Origin of the sequence: Mesorhizobium maamorense (genome assembly GCF_044998965.1) — a bacterium.
Lineage (GTDB): Bacteria > Pseudomonadota > Alphaproteobacteria > Rhizobiales > Rhizobiaceae > Mesorhizobium.
In genome coordinates, this window is sequence record NZ_CP173356.1 from 6,177,469 (window position 1) to 6,195,979 (window position 18,511).

Genomic DNA, 18,511 nt, shown 5'->3' on the forward strand with positions numbered 1-18,511 from the left:
GCGACAATAAAATTCAAGCCAGTCCTTGACCTTCCAGTTACTGGAAGGACTACCTCCGGCTCGAAGCAGTTTGATAGAGGCATTCGAAATGACGCATTCAGATCACGATCATCACGCGCATGGTGGTTGCTGCGCGGCAAAAGGTGCGGCCGTGGATGCGGGCGCCGTCACACGCGATCCGGTCTGCGGCATGACCGTCGATCCAGCCGCCGGCAAGCCGACATCGCAGCATGCTGGCCGTCTCTATCATTTCTGCAGCGAAAGCTGCCGTTCGAAATTCCGGGCCAAGCCGGAAACATACCTGACCGCCACCGACCCCGTCTGCGGCATGAGCGTGGACCGCGCCACGGCAAAGCATTTTCTGCGCCATGACGGCCAGGGCTTCTATTTCTGCTCCGCCGGCTGCAAGTCGAAATTCGAGGCGGCGCCGCAAACCTATCTCGGCGACAGACCGGCGCCGGAAGCGATGCCGAAGGGCACGCAATACACTTGCCCGATGCATCCCGAGATCATCCGCGACAAGCCCGGCTCCTGCCCGATCTGCGGCATGGCTCTCGAGCCGATGGGCGTGCCGACAGGCGATGAGGGGCCAAATCCCGAACTGGTCGATTTCACCAGGCGGTTCTGGGTCAGTGCGGTGCTCTCGGTGCCCCTTCTCATCGTCGCCATGGCGCCGATGATCGGTCTGTCGCTCGAGAACCTGATAGATGACCGGACAAAGGTCTGGATCGAGCTGGCGCTCGCGAGCCCGGTCGTGCTTTGGGCCGCATTTCCGTTCTTTCATCGCGGCTGGGACTCGATCCGCAACCGCAGCCCGAACATGTGGACGCTGATTTCGCTCGGCGTCGGTGCGGCCTATCTCTACAGCGTCGTCGCGACGCTGTTCCCGGACATTTTTCCGCATCAGTTCCGCGGCCATGGCGGGGCGGTGCCGGTCTATTTCGAGGCCGCAGCCGTCATCGTCGCGCTGGTCTTTCTCGGCCAGGTGCTGGAACTGCGCGCCCGCGAAAAGACCGGCTCGGCGATCCGCGCCTTGCTTGATCTCGCGCCCAAGACCGCCCGCCGCATAGGAGAGGACGGTTCCGAGAGCGATGTGCCGCTGGACAGCGTCAAGGCCGGCGAGCGCCTGCGCATCCGGCCCGGCGATGCCGTGCCGGTCGACGGTACCGTACTTGAAGGCCGCTCTTCCATCGACGAATCGATGATCACCGGCGAACCGTTGCCGGTCGAGAAGGCCGAAGGTGATGTCCTCACTGGCGGCACGCTCAACAAGAACGGCTCGCTGATCATGCGCGCCGACCGGATCGGCGCCGAGACCACGCTCTCGCGCATCGTCGAGCTGGTCGCCAAGGCGCAGCGTTCGCGCGCCCCGATACAAGGGTTGGCCGACCGCGTTTCCTTCTACTTCGTCCCGGCTGTCGTTCTGGTCGCCATCGCCGCGTTCGTCGCCTGGGCGGTCTTCGGCCCCGAGCCCAGCCTGATCTTCGCCATCGTCTCGGCGGTCTCGGTGTTGATCATCGCCTGTCCCTGTGCTCTGGGCCTCGCCACGCCGATGTCGATCATGACCGCCACCGGACGTGGCGCCCACGCCGGCGTGCTGATCAAGGAGGCCGCCGCGCTCGAACGCTTCGCTTCCGTCGATACGCTGATCGTCGACAAGACGGGGACACTGACCGAAGGCCGGCCGAAACTGACGGATGTCGTGGCGGCCGATGGGTTTTCGGAGGAGGAATTGCTGGGCCTCGCCGCGAGCCTGGAGAAGGGCTCGGAGCATCCCCTGGCCGAGGCTATTGTCGAAGGCGCCGCGACCCGCGGTGTAGGGTCGCCGAAGCCAATGGCTTCGAGGCGGTCACCGGCAAGGGTGTTTCCGGTGCCGTTTCGGGCAGGAATGTAGCGCTCGGCAACGCCGCGATGATGCGTGATCTCGGTGTCGACGTGTCCACCGTTTCGGCCGCGGCCGAAGCGCTGCAAGGCGATGGCAAGACGGCGATGTTCGTCGTCGTGGACAGGAAATTGGCCGGCATCGTCGCCGTCGCCGATCCGGTCAAGGCGACCACCGCCGAGGCGATCAAGGCCCTGCACGACAGCGGCTTGAGGATCATCATGGCGACCGGCGACAATGAGCGCACGGCAAACGTGATCGCCAGGAGTCTCGGCATCGACGAAGTCCGCGCCGGCCTGTTGCCGGAACAGAAGGGCGCGCTGGTCGAGGAATTGCGCGGCAAGGGCGCCGGCGTCGCCATGGCCGGCGACGGCGTCAACGACGCACCGGCCTTGGCCGCCGCCGATGTCGGTATCGCCATGGGCACCGGCGCCGATGTCGCCGTCGAAAGCGCCGGCATCACTTTGGTTAAGGGCGACCTCAACGGCATCGTGCGTGCCCGCACACTGGCGCAGGCGACCATCCGCAATATCAGGCAGAACCTGTTCTTCGCCTTCCTCTACAATGTACTTGGCGTGCCGGTCGCGGCCGGCGTGCTCTATCCGCTGACCGGCACGCTGTTGTCGCCGATGCTGGCGGCGGCGGCGATGAGCTTGTCGTCGGTCTCGGTCATCGCCAATGCGTTGCGGCTGAGGACATTGAAACTTTGAGCCGATCCCCCAAATACGAAACCCGATCAACAGGAGACCATCAATGACCTTGGCCAAGAAAGTCGTGCTGCTGCTGATGGCGGCTGGAATGCTGGTTGCCGTCTTTCTCGAAAGCGTTCCCGCACAAAGCGAGGAGATGAAGCACGACATGGCCGGCATGGCGACGGGGGCGGAAGGCCCGTCGACCGCAGGCTACAAGGCGGCGATGGACAAGATGCACGCCGACATGATGGCCTCCAAATACACCGGCGATGCCGACGTCGATTTCGTCCGCGGCATGATCCCTCACCACCAGGGCGCCATCGACATGGCCAGGGTCGAACTCGCCAACGGCAAGGACCCCGAGATCCGCAAGCTGGCCGAGGCGGTCATCGCGGCGCAGGAAGCCGAGATCAAGCAGATGCAGGACTGGCTCGCCGCCCATCCGGTGAAGTAAGCTTTCGCGGCTCGGCGAGAACACCTCTGAATTTCTCGTCCGGCCTGTGATGCGATCCCGTCTCAACTGGAGCCTGCCATGCCATCGAGCATCAGAACCACCACGCTGCCCTGCGGCGAAGCCATCCCCGTTCTCGGCCAGGGCACCTGGAAAATGGGCGAGGATTCGCGCCGCCGCGCGGAGGAGGTGAATGCCCTCAAGCTTGGTCTCGATCTCGGCGTCAAGCTGATCGACACCGCCGAAATGTACGCCAGCGGCGGCGCCGAGGAGGTGGTGGCCGAAGCCATTGCCGGGCAGCGTGCCGAGGTCTTCCTGGTCTCGAAGGTGCTGCCGTCCAACGCCTCGCGCGCCGGTGCGCAGCGCGCCTGCGAGAACAGCCTGAAGCGCCTCGCCACCGACCGCATCGATCTTTATCTGCTGCATTGGCCGGGCAGCGTGCCACTGGCGGAAACGGTCGAAGCCTTCGAGGCGCTGAAGAAAGCCGGCAAGATCCGCCACTGGGGCGTCAGCAATTTCGACACCGGGGAGATGGAAGAGCTGGTCGGCCTGCCCGACGGCGGCAACGTCCAGACCAACCAGGTGCTCTACAATCTGGTCCGGCGCGGCCTTGAGTTCGATCTGGCGCCCTGGAGCCGGAAACGCGGAATTCCTCTGATGGCCTATTCGCCGGTCGAGCAGGGCGCCTTGGCGCGCAACGCCAGTTTAGACGCGGTCGCAGCCCGCCATGGCGTGACACCGGCGCAAATCGCACTGGCCTGGGTGATGCACCAGGATGGCGTCATCGCCATTCCCAAGGCCAGCAGCCAGGACCATGTCCGCCAGAATGTCGCGACACTCGACATCGAGCTTACGCGCGAAGACCTCGCCGACCTCGACCGCGCCTTCCCGCCGCCGAGCCGCAAACGCGGGCTGGAGATGATCTGAGCGTTGTCGGTGAAGCTGCCAATCTCCCCCCTCGAGGGGGAGATGCCCGGCAGGGCAGAGGGGGCGCTGTCCCGCCAACACATCAATTTTTACAACGACGGCTTCCGCGCTGGCATACTCCGGCGAGCATAGCCAGAGGGCAAGTTAATCAAGGCCGGCACTCTACGAGGCCCCCCTCTGTCCTGCCGGACATCTCCCCCTCAAGGGGGAGATTGGCGGTTTCGGCGATACCGCCATGCCAGCAGGTTCAATTTACATTCCCGCCAACCCCTTCAACCGATAAAGCGCTTCCAGCGCTTCCCTCGGCGTCATCTCATCGGGATTGATGTCACTGAGTGCGACGCCCAGCGCATCGCTCTTGACCGGCTTCTGCGCTTCCCGCTTCACCGCCACGGAAAACAGCGGCAGGTCGTCGACCAGCCGGTTGGTCTTGCCCGAAACCTCGCCTTCCTCGAGCTGGTGCAGCACTTCCTTGGCGCGGTCCACCACCGCCTCCGGCAGGCCGGCCAGCCGCGCCACCTGGACGCCGTAGGAGCGGTCGGCTGCGCCCTTGCCGACCTCGTGCAGGAAGACGACGTCGTTCTCCCATTCCTTGACCCGCATGGTGACGTTGTGGAGCCGCGCCAGCTTGCCGGCAAGCGAGGTCATTTCGTGGAAATGCGTGGCGAAGATCGCCCGGCAGCGGTTCTTCTCGTGCAGATATTCCACCGCGGCCCAGGCGATCGACAGGCCGTCGAACGTGGCGGTGCCGCGGCCGATCTCGTCGAGGATTACCAGCGCCCGTTCGCCGGCCTGGTTGAGGATCGCCGCCGTCTCGACCATCTCGACCATGAAGGTCGATCGGCCGCGCGCCAGATCGTCCGAGGCGCCGACGCGGGAAAAGAGGCGGTCGACGACGCCGATATGGGCCGATGTCGCCGGGACGAAAGAGCCGGTCTGGGCCAGGATGGCGATCAGCGCGTTCTGCCGCAGGAATGTTGATTTACCGCCCATATTGGGACCGGTCAGCAGCCAGATCGCGCCGTTCTTGGCGCTGCCCTCCGGCGACAGGTCGCAGTCATTGGCCACGAACGGCCCTTCGCCCGAGCGCCGCAGCGCCTGTTCGACCACGGGATGGCGCCCACCCGAAATCTCGAAGGCAAGGCTGGCATCGACCAGCGGCCGGCACCAGGCCTCGCTTTCCGACAAAAGCGCGAGCGCCGCCGACACGTCCAGCACCGCGAGCGCATCGGCCGCGGCGCGGATCTTCTCCGCTTCGCCGACCGCTTCCGCCGTCAGCGCGTCGAAGGCCGCAAGCTCGATGCTCAGCGCCCGGTCGGCGGCATTGGCGATCTTTGTTTCCAGCTCCGCCAGCTCCGTCGTGGTGAAGCGCATGGCGTTGGCCATGGTCTGGCGGTGGATGAAGCGCGCCTTGGCGCCATCGCTGCCGGTCATCACCGCGTGATGGTTGGCGGTCACCTCGATGTAGTAGCCGAGCACATTGTTGTGCCGGATCTTCAGAGACCGAATGCCGGTCTCCTCGATCAGCGAACGCTCCAGCCCGGCGATCACTTTTCGCGACTCGTCGCGCAGCGCCCGCATCTCGTCGAGCTCGGCGTTGTAGCCGCCTCGGATGAAGCCGCCGTCGCGCTTCAGCAGCGGCAGTTCCTCGCCAAGTGCCTGCGTCAGATGCCCGGCAAGCGCGTGCGGCAGCGCCCGGATGGCGGCGAGCGCCGCCGCCAATTCCTGGGGCAGGGCGGTCGCGGCAAAGACCTCCGCGATCGCGCCGGCCGTCTCGAAGCCGGCGCGCAGCGCGCCGAGGTCGCGCGGGCCGCCGCGGTTGAGCGCCAGCCGCGACAGCGCGCGCGGCATGTCGGCGACGCTCTTCAGGCTCGCTCGCACCGCCTGGCAAAGCCGCGTCTCGGAACGGAAGAACGACACCGAATCCAGCCGCGCGGCAATTGCCGCCGGATCGGTCAGCGGCGCCATCAGCCGATCGGCGAGCAGCCTGGCGCCGCCACCGGTCACCGTGCGGTCGATCGCCTTGAACAATGAACCTTCTCGGGTGCCCGACAGCGTGCGCAGGAGCTCCAGATTGCCGCGCGTCGCCGGGTCGATGAACAAAGTCGAGCCGGCCTCCTCGCGCTCGGGCCGCGACAGCGGCGGCCGCTCGGCCTTCTGCGTCTTTTTCGACATAGGCGATGGCGCCCGAGATCGCCGACAGCTCGGCACGGGAAAACGCACCAAAGCTGTCCGGTGTCGCCACCTCGAAGAAGCGGGCGATGCGCGCGGCCGCCGAGGCCGAATCGAACAGGCTCGGCGGCTGCGGGTTGGCGACGCGGCCGAGCATGTCGAATACCGGTCGCAATTCGGGATCGTGGAACACCGGATCGGCGACGATCAGCTCGCGCGGATCGACGCGGAAGATGTCGGCGAGCAGCCGGTCTGCGGTGGTGTCTGTGACCCGGAAAACGCCGGTCGAAATGTCGATCCAGGCCAGGGCAAAGCTCCCCTGGTTCCCGGTCGCGCCGCCGCGCTCCCCGCCTCTTGCATCGCTGCTGCCCTTCACCCGTCCCAGCGCCATCAGGAAGCTCGATTCCGACGGCGCCAGCAATTTGTCCTCGGTGATGGTGCCAGGCGTCACCAGCCGCACCACATCGCGGCGCACCACCGATTTGGAGCCGCGCTTCTTGGCTTCGGCCGGATCCTCGATCTGCTCGCAGACGGCGACGCGGAAACCCTGCGCGATCAGTTTCTGCAGATAGTCGTCCGCCGCATGCACTGGCACGCCGCACATCGGGATGTCGTGTCCCTGATGCTTGCCGCGCTTGGTCAGCACGATGCCGAGCGCCCGGCTCGCCTTCTCCGCATCCTCGAAGAACAGCTCGTAGAAATCGCCCATCCGGTAGAACAGCAGCGAATCCGGGTTCGCCGCCTTGATCTCGATGAACTGCTCCATCATCGGCGTGACGCCGCCAGCGGCTGCCGGCGTGATCGCCTCGGGAGCGTCCGGTTCGTTTTGAATGTGCATGTTCATGCGCTCACGCTAGCAGATGTGGCGGCGGGGTTTAATGCCGGCCATTGGAAAAGCAGGGGAAGAACGGAGATCAACCACCATTGAACGCCATGCGTCCTTCCGACGCCAGTTCGGTAACGCTTGGCGGTTTACACGCGGCGGCGCGTAGTCTTAATTCGGAATCACACAAGGCACCCGCCTCAAGGAGGTGCCGCATGGCGAGGAAATCAAAAGCATTATGGCAAGGAAAACCGAAAACAGCGGTCCGTCCGTCAGCGCGCAGGAAGCGCTCGAATTCCACGCCATGGGGCGGCCCGGCAAGCTCGAGATCGTCGCCACCAAGCCGATGGCCACGCAGCGCGATTTGAGCCTCGCCTATTCGCCTGGCGTCGCCGTGCCGGTGCTGGCCATCGCGGAGGATCCCAGCCGCGCCTTCGACTACACGTCGCGCGGCAACATGGTCGCCGTCATCTCCAACGGCACCGCGATCCTGGGCTTGGGCAATCTCGGCGCGCTGGCCTCCAAGCCGGTCATGGAGGGAAAGGCGGTGCTGTTCAAGCGCTTCGCCGACGTCGATTCCATCGACCTCGAGGTCGACACCGAGGACGCCGACGAGTTCATCAACTGCGTGCGCTTCCTTGGGCCCTCCTTCGGCGGCATCAACCTGGAGGACATCAAGGCGCCGGAATGCTTCATCATCGAGCAGCGGTTGCGCGAGCTGATGGACATCCCGGTCTTCCACGACGACCAGCACGGCACCGCCATCATCTCGGCCGCCGGCCTGATCAACGCGCTGGAGATCACCGGCCGCGACATGAAGACCACCAGGATGGTCTGCAACGGCGCCGGTGCGGCCGGCATCGCCTGTATCGAGCTGATGAAGGCGATGGGCTTTGCGCCCGAAAACATCATCCTGTGCGACACCAAGGGCGTGGTCTTCCAGGGCCGCACCGAAGGCATGAACCAGTGGAAGTCGGCGCATGCGGTCAAGACCGACGCGCGGTCGCTGGCCGAGGCGCTGGACGGCGCCGACGTCTTCCTCGGCCTTTCCGCCAAGGGCGCGCTGACCACCGCCATGGTGTGTTCCATGGCCAAGAACCCGATCATCTTCGCCATGGCCAACCCCGATCCCGAGATCACGCCCGAGGAAGTGGCGGAGATCCGCACCGACGCCATCATGGCGACCGGGCGTTCGGATTATCCCAATCAGGTCAACAACGTGCTCGGCTTCCCCTATATTTTCCGCGGCGCGCTGGATGTGCGGGCCACCACCATCAATGACGACATGAAGATCGCCGCCGCGCGTGCGCTTGCCGACCTGGCACGCAAGGACGTGCCCGACGACGTCGCCGCAGCCTACCAGGGCAACCGGCCGAAATTCGGCCCCAACTACATCATCCCGGTGCCGTTCGATCCGCGCCTGATCTCGGCCATTCCGCTGGCCGTCGCCAGGGCGGCGATGGATTCTGGCGTCGCCCGCAAGCCGATCCTCGATCTCGACCGCTACGCGCAGGAGCTGTCGGCCCGCCGTGATCCGATCGCCTCGACCTTGCAGCGCATTTACGACCGTGTGCGCCGCCAGCCCAAGCGCATCGTCTTCGCCGAGGGCGAGGAGGAGCAAGTGATGCGCGCCGCCGTCTCCTATGTGAACCAGCGGCTCGGCACCGCCATCCTGCTCGGCCGCGACGACGTCATCAAGGAGAACGCCAGGCACGCCGGCATCGACCTCGACAAGCAGGGGCTGGAGATCATCAATGCTCGCCTGTCGCGCCGCAATTCGGTCTATACCGATTATCTCTACGAGCGCATGCAGCGCAAAGGCTTCCTGTTCCGCGACTGCCAGCGCCTGATCAACAACGACCGCAACCATTTCGCCGCCTGCATGGTGGCGCTGGGGGATGCCGACGGCATCGTCACCGGCGTCACCCGCAACTATTCCACCGCGCTCGACGATGTCAGGCGCGTCATCGACGCCAAGCCGGGCCACCGCGTCATCGGCGTGTCGATCGTTTTGGCACGTGGCCGCACCGTGATCGTCGCCGACACCGCCGTGCACGACATGCCGAACGCCGAGCAGATCGCCGATATCGCGGAGGAAGCGGCAGGCTTTGCCCGCCGCATGGGCTATGAGCCGAGGCTCGCCATGCTCGCCTATTCCAGCTTCGGCCATCCCCACGGCGAGCGCTCCGAGCGCATCCAGGAAGCCGTGCGCATCCTCGACAAGCGCCGCGTCGATTTCGAGTATGACGGCGAGATGGCCGCCGACGTCGCGCTCAACGCCCGTGCCATGGCGCAATACCCGTTCATGAGGCTGACCGGCCCGGCCAATGTGCTGATCATGCCGGCCTTCCACTCCGCCTCGATCTCCACCAAGATGCTGCAGGAGCTCGGCGGCTCGACGGTCATCGGCCCGCTGCTGGTCGGGCTGAACAAGCCGGTGCAGATCGTCTCGCTGAACGCCAAGGACAGCGATATCGTCAACATGGCGGCGATCGCGGCCTATACCGCGGGGACTTGAAGGGCGATCCACGCAGCAGGCCGAAAAGCACCAGTCAGTCCGCGAGCGCTTTTCAGCGAAAACTCACCCCGGCGCGAACACACGCGCCGCCTCGGTGACCTCCGCGACCTGATCTGCCCGCAGGAGGTCGATCGGAATGCGGCCGTCGAGCTGCGCGGCAGGCCGCGTCAGCCAGAGCCACGCCAGTCTTGGATTGCCGATCAGCGAGAGCACGTCGCTTATGCCCGCCACCGGCCTGCCGTCGACGAACTGCGCCAGGGGGAAGACATGCCGGCGGCCGCCCTTGCGCAGGGCGATGACGTCGCCGCGCCTTTGCCAGCGATGCAGCGTCGAGCGGGCGATGCGCAGGTTTTCTTCGAGATAGGTCGAACCGGCGACGCGGCCGGCCCAATTCTCGATCAGCATCGATTCGAGGTCGTCGGACTGGGAGGAGGGTGTCTGATCGGCCAGCAAAGCCATCGGCGGATTTGTGGCGCCGGCTTCGCTGCGGCGCGCGGCTTCCGCCGCCAGCGCGCGCACGAATTTCGAGGCAAGGCCGGGCAGGTCGGCATGGATCGCATCGATGGCCCGCTGGTGCTTGGGCGACAGCAAGGTTACGGCGGCAGCGACACTGCCGGCGATCTTGCCCACCGAGACCACGGTGGTTTGGTTGATAGCCTCGTCATAGTGGGCAAGCGCGCGTTCGACGTCCTCCGCGACCATCTCCGCGAAGTCGTCCTGCCCGAGACTGGCTGTCTGAAATCTGTTCATGCATCTGTCTTCTGGCCGCGTGCGCTCCTCCCTAAGCCGCGACCCGGTTGTTGAATTTCTAGTGCGGAAAACGGAAATCGCGGCGGCAACGGACGCGGCCGCCCGACGGCTTGCTGTCTTGCATTTTGGACACCCCAACTGACTGAAGGCGCACCGAAAGGTCAGTCGCGGGCGCCCAGAACGCGTGTAGGTGCGATGTGTGACAGCTACGTGACGGTGGAGCTGCCAATCTCCTCCCTGTTGGGGAGATGCCCGGCAGGGCAGAGGGGGCGCGAAGGATCACGACGCAGCAATGCTTGCGCCTCGACCCGCGCTCTTTCGTAGTCGCGCCGTGAAGCCATCAATTCGTGAGGCGATGCCAGCGGGACAGCGCCCCCTCTGGCCTGCCGGCGATCTCCCCCACGAGGGGGAGATCGGCAGCTTCACCGCCCCCCTACAGCAGCCCCGCCAGTTCGGCCTCGCGACGCAGATTCTGCCTTGGCCTCGGCCCGATCTGCTGGATCACCAGGCCGGCCGCCAGTGAGCCGAGATCGCCGCAGGTCTTGAGGTCGCGGCCTTGCGTGTAGCCATGCAGGAAACCGGCAGCGTAGAGATCGCCGGCGCCCGTCGTGTCGACCAGCTCCTTGATGGCGGTCGCCTGGATGACGACGGTCTCGTCGCCGCGCGCGATGACCGATCCTTTTTCCGAGCGCGTCACGGCGGCGACCTTGCAGTCCTTGCGGATCCGGGCCAGCGCCTCGTCGAAGGACGAGGTCTGGTAGAGCGACTTGATCTCGTGGCTGTTGGCGAAGACGATGTCGACCGTGCCCGAGCGCATCAGCTCGAGGAACTCGTCGCGGTAGCGGTCGACGCAGAACGAATCCGACAAGGTCATCGACACTTCGCGGCCCGCCGCGTGCGCCAGCTTGGCCGTCTGCCGGATCGCCTCCTTGGCGCGGGGCGGATCCCACAGATAACCCTCGAAATAGGTGACCTTGGCGCCCGACGCCTTGTCGGCCTCGACGTCCTCCGGCCCGAGCTCGACGCAGGCGCCGAGATAGGTGTTCATCGAGCGCTCGCCGTCGGGGGTGACGAAGATCATCGAGCGCGCCGTCGGCGGCTCGCCCTGAAGCGGCTTGGTGTCGAAGGCGACGCCCTGGGCGTGGATGTCGTGGGCATAGATTTCGCCCAAAGCATCGTTGGAAACCTTGCCGAAGAAGGCGGCGCGGCCGCCGAAGGAGGCAACGCCGGCCGCCGTGTTGCCCGCGCTGCCACCGGACGCCTCGATCGCCGGGCCCATGCGGCTGTAGAGTAGCTCGGCGCGGTGCGTGTCGATGAGGTTCATCGCGCCCTTGATGATGCCATTGGTCTCCAGGAATTCCTCTTCGCACTGGGCGATGATGTCGACAATCGCATTGCCGATGCAAAGCACGTCATAGTCCGGCATCAATGTCTCCGCCAAAATCCGCGCCGGCTTCTTGCCATGCCGGCCGGGCGCGGGTCTAGCGATTTGCAACCGGTTTGCCTAGGCCATGTTCATATCGCGTGACGCCCAGGAGCTACGACAATTCGGTCGTGGCCGAAGCATTTCACCGCGGCTTTGCCTAAGAAGGGCCGTTCGATCCCGGCCCGAAGGCGGCAAGCCCATGCCTGAAAGAAACGACATGAACACCGATCTGGCGCTGCTCGCCCTCCTGGCGGTGCTTTGGGGCGCCTCCTACACCTTCATCAAGATCGGCGTCGAGACGATCCCGCCGGTGACGTTCATCGCCGCCCGCACCTTGATCGCGGGCGCGATCCTGTTCGCCATCATCCGCTGGCGCGGGCTCGACATGCCGGCCGATGCGGCGAGCTGGCGCCGCTTTGCTTTCCAGGCGTGCCTCAACAGCGTCATCCCGTTCACCCTGATCGCCGCCGCCGAGCGCTCGGTGGATGCCGGCCTCGCCACCATCCTCAACGCGACGTCGCCTATCTTCACCTTCCTTCTGACGGCGCTCATCACCCGCCACGAACCGGTGACGCTGCGCAAACTGATCGGCGTCGGCGCCGGCATTGCCGGCATCTGCCTCATCGTGGGCACACAGGCGCTGGGCGGCCTCGGCCATGAACTCTGGGCGCAGCTTGCCATCGTCCTTGCAACAGTCTGCTATGCGGGGGCGGCGATCTTCGGCCGAGGCTTCAAGGGCCTCGATCCGATGCTGCCCGCCGCCGGCTCAATGCTTTGCGGCGCCGTTATCCTGGTGCCGCTCAGCCTTGCGGTCGACCAGCCCTGGACGCTCGCGCCGTCGACGGCGTCGATCCTGGCCTTGCTCGGCCTGTCGGTGTTTTCGACCGCGCTGGCCTTCGTCATCTATTTCCGCCTGATCCACACGCTGGGCTCGGTCGGCACGACGTCGCAAGCCTATCTACGCGTGCCGATCGGCGTCGGCATCGGCGCCGTCTTCCTCGGCGAAAGCCTGGGTTCGACGGCCTGGCTCGGCATGGCCTTCGTCGTCGCCGGTGTCGCGGCCATGACCATTCCCGCCCGCAAGCCGGCGCTCGCACAATAGTCAAACGGGGCAATCGCCTTCAATTGCCGAAGTTGGGGGCGCCGACGCTCGCAAGAGGGTGGATGCGGAGAATTCGAGCCTCAAGCGATTGCCATGGCAACAGACGCTTGTGACGGGTGGACCTGCTGCCTATCCTCACGGCGTTCGAAGTGAGGTTGGAAGCACCGTGATCTCCAGCGCCGCCCGCGCCGCCGCCGGCCAGTTGTTCTCGCCCGAATTCCGCGCCGTCTTCCTCAAGACGCTAGGCCTGACTGTGCTTGCGCTGGTCGCCTTGTGGTTCGGGCTGACCAGCCTCGTCGAGTGGCTGGCGCTGCCGTGGCTGCACACGCTGTTTCCCGGCCTGCCGTCCTGGGCCGGTTGGCTGGGCGGCATCGTCGCGGCCATCGCGCTTGCTTTCGGCACGGCGCTGGTCGTCGCGCCGGCCACGGCCGTCGTCGCCGGTCTGTTCCTCGACGATGTCGCCGAAGTGGTGGAGCGTACCGACTATCCCGGCGATCCGCCCGGCCGCGCCATGCCGGCGCTGCGCTCGCTGGTGCTGGCGATAAAGTTCTTCGGCGTCGTCGTTCTGGGCAACATCGTCGCCCTGCTGCTACTGCTGGCGCCGGGCATCAACATCGCCGCCTTTTTCATCGTCAACGGCTACCTGCTCGGGCGCGAATTCTTCGAATTCGCCGCCATGCGTTTCCGCCCGGAAGAAGAGGCCAGGGCCTTGCGCCGGCACCATGCCGGGACGGTCTTTCTCGCCGGCCTGGTCATCGCGGCCTTTCTTGCCGTGCCGCTGCTCAACCTGGTGACGCCGCTCTTTGCCGCAGCCATGATGGTGCATTTGCACAAGGCGATCTCGGCCCAGCCCGATCGGCGGAGCAAGCCGTCCCGTTGATGCGCCAGTCCCTACCGCAGCAGAAAGCCGCGCCCCAGTTCGTCGTCGGGCTCGACGATGAATTCCGCGCGGCCGCAATAGTAGGCGCGACCGCCGACGCGGGCGATGATCGCTTCATGCGGTCCGGCTTTCGCCGTCCGCGCCACCGCGCCGGAAAAGCGCGAGCCGGCGATGCTCTCGAAAGTGCGTGTCTGGCCTGTTGCGATCTCACCTTTGGCATGCATCGCCGCCAGCCGGGCGGTCACGCCGGAACCGGTCGGCGAGCGGTCGACCTGTGCTTCGGCGAAGACGCAGACGTTTTTCGTCGGCTCACCCGAAAACGTGTCCCGCCCGTCCGTCAAAATGGTGCCGTAGAGAAAGGCGAGGTCGGCATGGTCGGGGTGTGACAGGGGGAATTCCTGCTTCAGCCTTTCGGTCAGCGCCGTCGCCGCATCGACGAAATCGCGCACCCGATCGCGGCCGAATTCCAATCCGAATTGGTGGCAGTCGGCCAGCGCGTAGAAGGCGCCGCCATAGGCGATGTCGAAGCCGATCGCGCCGTAGCCGGGCAGCTCGATCCTGCGGTCGCGTGCGAACAAGAAAGCCGGCACGCTGTCGAACGACACAGCACCCGCCTTGCCGTCGCGCACCTCGACCGAGGCGACGACCATGCCGCAGGGCGCCTCGATGTTGACCATCGTCACCGGTTCCTGCTTGGCCACCAGCCCTTCGTCGACGGCATAGCGGCCGAGCGCGACGATGGCGTGGCCGCACATGGTGGAATAGCCCTCATTGTGCATGAACAGCACGGCAAGGTCGGCGCCCGGCAAATCGGGCTCGACCAGCAGCGCGCCGTACATGTCGTAATGGCCGCGCGGCTCGAACATCAGGATTTTCCGGAGATGATCGAGATGGTCGCGCACATGGGCGCGCTTTTCCAGGATCGTGCCCTTCGGGATATCGGGGTAACCCCCGGTGACGATCCTCAGCGGCTCGCCGCCGGTGTGCATGTCGACGACGGTCAGCGTCATGTGTTCGGCCCGCTTATCCCGATTTGCCAAACAGCGCCTGCAACTTGCCGAAGGGCATGGCGGCGCGGGCGAAGCCGAACGTGCCGTCCTGCTGGATCTCGCGCGCCGCCGTTTCCAGCATGCCATAGGCGAAGTTGGTGAGCCACGGCCCAAGCGAAACGCGCTTTGCCCCGGCTGCGGTCAGATCGGCAATGGTGAAGTCGGGCCTTGCCATGACGTTGACCGGCTTGCTCACGGCCGAGCAGACCGTGCGCACCATCTCGACGTCGCCGATGCCCGGCGCGTAGAGCACGTCGGCGCCCGCCTTCTCAAATGCCTGGAGCCGCTTGATCGTGTCGTCGAGGTCGGACTTGCCCCAGAGGAAGTTCTCCGCCCGCGCGGTGAAGACGAAATCACGCTTCAGCGCGCGAGCCGCTTCCGCCGCCGCCGCGACGCGCTCCACCGCGTGCGAAAAATCATAGATCGGCTTGTTCGGGTCGCCGGTGTGGTCCTCGATCGAGCAGCCGGCAAGGCCGGCGGCTTCAGCCGCGAAGATGGTTTCGGCGGCCTGCTCGGCGCTGTCGCCCTTGCCGCGTTCCAGGTCGGCCGAAACCGGCAGCTCGGTTGCCGCCGTCACCTCGCGGCAATGATGGATCATCTGGTCGAAGGTCACCGCGCCGTCCGGCAGGCCGCGCGAGAAGGCGAAACCGGCGCTGGTCGTCGCCAGCGCCTTGAAACCGAAGGATCCAAGCAGCTTCGTCGTGCCGACGTCCCAAGGGTTGGGCATGACGAAGGTCGAGGCATGCAGGTCGCGAAAGATCTTGCCCTTGTCCATGGAAGTTCCCCCATCGTGTTGAGTGCGATGGCGCGGATTTTAGCTTGCCCGCCTTGCCCGGGCAAACGAATGCGGTTGGCTCAGAAGCGTTTCGCGTTCTCTGCTGACAATTCGTCCGGCGCGTCCATGCAACCCCGTCAGAACGGCGCCGATCAGTGGATCGGCACCAGTCCGGCCAGTGTGCGCATGTCGTCGAACAGGATGCCGCCGGCTCGCATCAAGCCGTCACGGTCGCTGTAGGGATCGCCATGATAGGAAAATACCCGCATGCCGGCGGCGATGCCGGCCTGCGTGCCGGCGACGCTGTCCTCGATTACAATGCAGTCGGCAGGCGCAAAGCCCATCGTCTTGGCCGCATGCAGGAACAGGTCCGGAAACGGCTTGCCGCGCGCGACCATGGTCGAGGAAAACATCGCATGTTCGAACAGCGGCAGCAGGCCGGTCTGGCCAAGCGTGATGTGCATTTTCGACACCCTGGCCGAGGTGGCGACGCAATAGGCGATGCCGGCCGCGCGCACAGCCTCGACGAACTCCCGGACATAGGGAATCGCCTCGACCCCATGGGCGAACAGGTCCGGCAGCCCTGCATTCCAGCGCTCGACGAAGTCTGCGCCGAGCCTGACGCTGGTCTCTTCTTCGATCTGCTTCTGCACTGAGACCATGCTGCGGCCGGAGAAGTTCTTGCGGCAATATTCAAAGCTGGTGGGATACCCGGCTTCGCTCAGCCATTCGGCGAGACGCCGGTTGGCCAGGTTCTCGGTATCGACCAGAATCCCGTCGCAGTCGAAGATGACAAGTTTCGGTATGTTCATCAGGCCGTGCCGGTCGAGCCGAACCCGCCCGAACCGCGCGCCGTGCCGCCGGCCAGGGCGCGCTCTTCGACGCCCGCCTGCGTCACCGCGGCGAACACCATCTGGGCGATGCGCATGCCGCGCGTCACCGCAAAATCCTCGTCGCCGAGATTGACCAGCAGCACCTTCACCTCGCCGCGATAGTCGCTGTCGATCGTGCCCGGCGTGTTGAGGACGGTCAGCCCGTGTTTGAAGGCAAGGCCGGAGCGCGGCCGCACCTGGCCTTCCATGCCTTCAGGAATTTCCAGAATCAGTCCGGTCGGCACCAGCGCACGTTTTCCCGGCAGGATCAGCAGCGGCCGATCGTCGGGCACCGCCGCGCGCAGGTCCATGCCGGCGGCGCCGGGGCTTTCATAGGCAGGGAGGGGGAGTCCTTCCGCATGCGGTAACCTTACGAAGCCGACGGTCGGACCGATGACGGAGGAATTTTGGATGGCTGCGCGCATAAAATCGATCCTATCGGCGCGATTGCCGATTCGGTCAATTCGCCCGCAATCCTATCAACGGCTTTCTTTCGGGCATCACTATGGCCGGAGCCAATCCTTAGCGCATTTCCATCGGCACCACCGTGGTCTCCTTGATCTCCTCCATCACGAAGGACGCCGAAACGTCCGACAGCGCCACCTTGGCGATCAGCCGCTGGTAGAGCCGGTCATAGGCCTTCACGTCGGCGACGCGGGCCCGCAAGACATAGTCGAGGTCGCCGGACATGCGGTAGACTCCGGTGATCTCGGAAAATCCGGTCACCGCCGCCCGGAATTTCTGCAACCACTCGGGATCATGATTTGAGGTCCGGACCAGGATGAACACGGAGAGGCCGAGCCCGAGCTTCTCGGCATCGACCAACGCCACCCGGCCGGTGATAACGCCATCCTCCTCCAGCCGCTTGACGCGCCGCCAGCAGGCGTTGCGCGACAACGCCACCCGTTCCGACAGCTGGTCGACCGACAACGTGCCGTCGCGTTGCAATTCGGCGAGCAATTTCCGGTCGATTTCGTCGATTTCGATGGTCATGTGGGATGATTGTCCCACAAACAAGCAAAATACAAGGACATTTTGAGACCGATGAACCGACGAACCGTGTCAGGATACCCCATATCAGGAATTTTAAGCGCTGAAGGGGAAGCAGCATGTCGGTCGCAAGGATTTTCACCTCCCATCCGGCCAAGGTCGGCGAAACCTATTTCGGTCACATGGCCTTTGCCGCCTGGTTTTCCTCGCGCCTGCTGACGGCCGCCGGGGCCGCCCTCGTTCACGCTTTCTTGCCATTTCTGTTCGAGACTACCGCCAGCCGAATCGTCCGCGAACTTTACGAGCGGACGCACAACAGAGGTTCGCACGCGGTCAAGGAGCCCAAGGCCCTTCCGGACCACGCCTAGGAACGGAAGAAGCGATGTGCCGGTGGGCGGCCTATCTCGGTGAAGCGGTCTTCCTCGAAGACATCCTCACGGCGCCCTGCCACTCGCTGATCGCCCAGAGCCATTGCGCCGAGGAAGCCAAGTCGCCGACCAATGGCGATGGTTTCGGTCTTGCCTGGTATGGCGACCGGTCTGAGCCCGGCCTCTACCGCGACATCCTGCCGGCCTGGTCCGATCCCAACCTGAAGAGCCTGTGCCGGCAGATCAAGTCCGGATTGTTCCTCGCCCATGTGCGCGCCTCGACCGGCGGCGCTACCAGCCGCATGAACTGCCATCCCTTCATCTCGAGCCCTTGGTCGTTCATGCACAACGGCCAGATCGGCGGCTTCGAGAAGATCCGCCGCGCGCTGGAAAATTCGCTGTCCGACGCCGTCTTCGACCAGCGCGAGGGTACTACCGATTCCGAGCTGTTTTTTCTCCTGATGATCGACGAAGGGTTGGCCGCCGATCCGCAAGGCGCCGTCGCCCGTGCCACCAGCCGCGTGCTGGAGGCTTCGCGGCGTGCCGGCATCGAGCCGGCGCTGAAGCTGACGGCCGCCCTTTCCGACGGGCAGGCGCTCCACGCGGTCCGCTACGCCACGGACGACCACGCGCCCACCCTCTATACCGCCGCCAAGGGCGGCGGCCGCTGCATCGTCTCCGAACCCTTCGACCGTGAAGGCGGCGACTGGCAGGCGATCCCGCCATCGAGCTTCGTCACCATGACCAGGGATGGCATGAATATTCAGCCGTTTGCGCTGGCCCCCGCGAAACTGGCGTTGGCCGGGTAGCCTTCGTCAAACTGCAACGTCGCCT

Annotated in this window: 14 protein-coding genes and 2 pseudogenes; 8 read left to right on the plus strand and 8 right to left on the minus strand. The window is 65.3% G+C overall.

Going from position 1 to position 18,511, the window contains the following annotated elements; all coding sequences use genetic code 11:
- Nucleotides 1–88 precede the first annotated feature (88 nt).
- From ACIU1A_RS30805 to ACIU1A_RS30815, 3 genes and pseudogenes are all read left to right on the plus strand, one after another.
- A pseudogene (locus ACIU1A_RS30805) lies at nt 89–2,592 on the plus strand (heavy metal translocating P-type ATPase).
- Nucleotides 2,593–2,635: 43 nt separating this feature from the next.
- Nucleotides 2,636–3,028, plus strand: coding sequence for a DUF305 domain-containing protein (locus tag ACIU1A_RS30810; protein WP_404926052.1), 393 nt, complete (start codon nt 2,636–2,638; stop codon nt 3,026–3,028).
- Between the two features lie 78 nt (nt 3,029–3,106).
- The gene (locus ACIU1A_RS30815) at nt 3,107–3,952 is read left to right on the plus strand and encodes an aldo/keto reductase (RefSeq protein ID WP_404926053.1); all 846 of its coding nucleotides are present in this window, start codon (nt 3,107–3,109) and stop codon (nt 3,950–3,952) included.
- 252 nt (nt 3,953–4,204) lie between these two features.
- Here ACIU1A_RS30815 and mutS read toward each other — a convergent pair.
- Nucleotides 4,205–6,968 (minus strand): annotated as a pseudogene (mutS, locus tag ACIU1A_RS30820) (DNA mismatch repair protein MutS).
- 217 nt (nt 6,969–7,185) lie between these two features.
- On the opposite strand from mutS, the gene ACIU1A_RS30825 reads away from it, so the two are divergent.
- Entirely contained in the window at nt 7,186–9,465 is a 2,280-nt protein-coding gene (locus ACIU1A_RS30825; RefSeq protein ID WP_404926054.1) for an NADP-dependent malic enzyme, read from the plus strand.
- A 63-nt stretch (nt 9,466–9,528) separates the two neighbouring features.
- On the opposite strand, the gene ACIU1A_RS30830 is transcribed toward ACIU1A_RS30825, so the two are convergent.
- Nucleotides 9,529–10,215 carry a hypothetical protein gene (locus ACIU1A_RS30830; RefSeq protein ID WP_404926055.1) on the minus strand — a complete coding sequence of 229 codons (687 nt, stop codon included), beginning with the start codon at nt 10,213–10,215 and terminating at the stop codon, nt 9,529–9,531.
- Between the two features lie 433 nt (nt 10,216–10,648).
- A complete protein-coding gene (locus ACIU1A_RS30835; protein ID WP_140523618.1) occupies nt 10,649–11,641 on the minus strand; it encodes an adenosine kinase in 993 nt (330 codons plus the stop codon).
- A 199-nt stretch (nt 11,642–11,840) separates the two neighbouring features.
- Here ACIU1A_RS30835 and ACIU1A_RS30840 point away from each other — a divergent pair, with 199 nt between their 5' ends.
- Together ACIU1A_RS30840 and ACIU1A_RS30845 are read left to right on the plus strand one after the other, a co-directional pair.
- Entirely contained in the window at nt 11,841–12,743 is a 903-nt protein-coding gene (locus tag ACIU1A_RS30840; protein WP_404926056.1) for a DMT family transporter, read from the plus strand.
- Between the two features lie 166 nt (nt 12,744–12,909).
- Nucleotides 12,910–13,623 (plus strand): sulfate transporter family protein, encoded by a 714-nt coding sequence (locus tag ACIU1A_RS30845; RefSeq protein WP_404926057.1) that lies wholly within the window; start codon nt 12,910–12,912, stop codon nt 13,621–13,623.
- Nucleotides 13,624–13,634: 11 nt separating this feature from the next.
- On the opposite strand, the gene ACIU1A_RS30850 is transcribed toward ACIU1A_RS30845, so the two are convergent.
- The 5 genes from ACIU1A_RS30850 to ACIU1A_RS30870 all read right to left on the minus strand — a co-directional run bounded on the left by ACIU1A_RS30850 (nt 13,635) and on the right by ACIU1A_RS30870 (nt 17,312).
- Nucleotides 13,635–14,633, minus strand: a complete 999-nt coding sequence (locus tag ACIU1A_RS30850; RefSeq protein WP_404926058.1) for a proline racemase family protein — start codon at nt 14,631–14,633, stop codon at nt 13,635–13,637.
- A gap of 13 nt (nt 14,634–14,646) precedes the next feature.
- Nucleotides 14,647–15,447: an oxaloacetate decarboxylase gene (locus tag ACIU1A_RS30855; protein ID WP_140523629.1), complete on the minus strand. Its 801-nt coding sequence runs from the start codon at nt 15,445–15,447 to the stop codon at nt 14,647–14,649.
- A gap of 152 nt (nt 15,448–15,599) precedes the next feature.
- Nucleotides 15,600–16,259, minus strand: a complete 660-nt coding sequence (locus tag ACIU1A_RS30860; protein ID WP_181167621.1) for an HAD family phosphatase — start codon at nt 16,257–16,259, stop codon at nt 15,600–15,602.
- The gene (dut, locus tag ACIU1A_RS30865) at nt 16,259–16,744 is read right to left on the minus strand and encodes a dUTP diphosphatase (protein ID WP_140559736.1); all 486 of its coding nucleotides are present in this window, start codon (nt 16,742–16,744) and stop codon (nt 16,259–16,261) included. The genes ACIU1A_RS30860 and dut overlap by 1 nt, the downstream gene beginning before the upstream one ends.
- A gap of 97 nt (nt 16,745–16,841) precedes the next feature.
- Entirely contained in the window at nt 16,842–17,312 is a 471-nt protein-coding gene (locus tag ACIU1A_RS30870; protein WP_404926059.1) for an Lrp/AsnC family transcriptional regulator, read from the minus strand.
- Nucleotides 17,313–17,428: 116 nt separating this feature from the next.
- Here ACIU1A_RS30870 and ACIU1A_RS30875 point away from each other — a divergent pair, with 116 nt between their 5' ends.
- Together ACIU1A_RS30875 and ACIU1A_RS30880 are read left to right on the plus strand one after the other, a co-directional pair.
- Nucleotides 17,429–17,677, plus strand: a complete 249-nt coding sequence (locus ACIU1A_RS30875; RefSeq protein WP_140523640.1) for a DUF6356 family protein — start codon at nt 17,429–17,431, stop codon at nt 17,675–17,677.
- Between the two features lie 14 nt (nt 17,678–17,691).
- A complete protein-coding gene (locus ACIU1A_RS30880; RefSeq protein WP_404926060.1) occupies nt 17,692–18,486 on the plus strand; it encodes a class II glutamine amidotransferase in 795 nt (264 codons plus the stop codon).
- Nucleotides 18,487–18,511: the final 25 nt, after the last annotated feature.

What these genes read in the sequence shown, in the direction of transcription:
- ACIU1A_RS30840 (WP_404926056.1), top strand. Translation starts at nt 11,841, where the DNA reads ATGCCTGAAAGAAACGACATGAACACCGATCTGGCGCTGCTCGCCCTC.
- ACIU1A_RS30860 (WP_181167621.1), bottom strand. Translation starts at nt 16,259, where the DNA reads ATGAACATACCGAAACTTGTCATCTTCGACTGCGACGGGATTCTGGTC.
- ACIU1A_RS30810 (WP_404926052.1), top strand. Translation starts at nt 2,636, where the DNA reads ATGACCTTGGCCAAGAAAGTCGTGCTGCTGCTGATGGCGGCTGGAATG.
- ACIU1A_RS30835 (WP_140523618.1), bottom strand. Translation starts at nt 11,641, where the DNA reads ATGCCGGACTATGACGTGCTTTGCATCGGCAATGCGATTGTCGACATC.
- dut (WP_140559736.1), bottom strand. Translation starts at nt 16,744, where the DNA reads ATGCGCGCAGCCATCCAAAATTCCTCCGTCATCGGTCCGACCGTCGGC.
- ACIU1A_RS30850 (WP_404926058.1), bottom strand. Translation starts at nt 14,633, where the DNA reads ATGACGCTGACCGTCGTCGACATGCACACCGGCGGCGAGCCGCTGAGG.
- ACIU1A_RS30815 (WP_404926053.1), top strand. Translation starts at nt 3,107, where the DNA reads ATGCCATCGAGCATCAGAACCACCACGCTGCCCTGCGGCGAAGCCATC.
- ACIU1A_RS30855 (WP_140523629.1), bottom strand. Translation starts at nt 15,447, where the DNA reads ATGGACAAGGGCAAGATCTTTCGCGACCTGCATGCCTCGACCTTCGTC.
- ACIU1A_RS30825 (WP_404926054.1), top strand. Translation starts at nt 7,186, where the DNA reads ATGGCAAGGAAAACCGAAAACAGCGGTCCGTCCGTCAGCGCGCAGGAA.
- ACIU1A_RS30870 (WP_404926059.1), bottom strand. Translation starts at nt 17,312, where the DNA reads ATGACCATCGAAATCGACGAAATCGACCGGAAATTGCTCGCCGAATTG.
- ACIU1A_RS30880 (WP_404926060.1), top strand. Translation starts at nt 17,692, where the DNA reads ATGTGCCGGTGGGCGGCCTATCTCGGTGAAGCGGTCTTCCTCGAAGAC.
- ACIU1A_RS30830 (WP_404926055.1), bottom strand. Translation starts at nt 10,215, where the DNA reads ATGAACAGATTTCAGACAGCCAGTCTCGGGCAGGACGACTTCGCGGAG.
- ACIU1A_RS30875 (WP_140523640.1), top strand. Translation starts at nt 17,429, where the DNA reads ATGTCGGTCGCAAGGATTTTCACCTCCCATCCGGCCAAGGTCGGCGAA.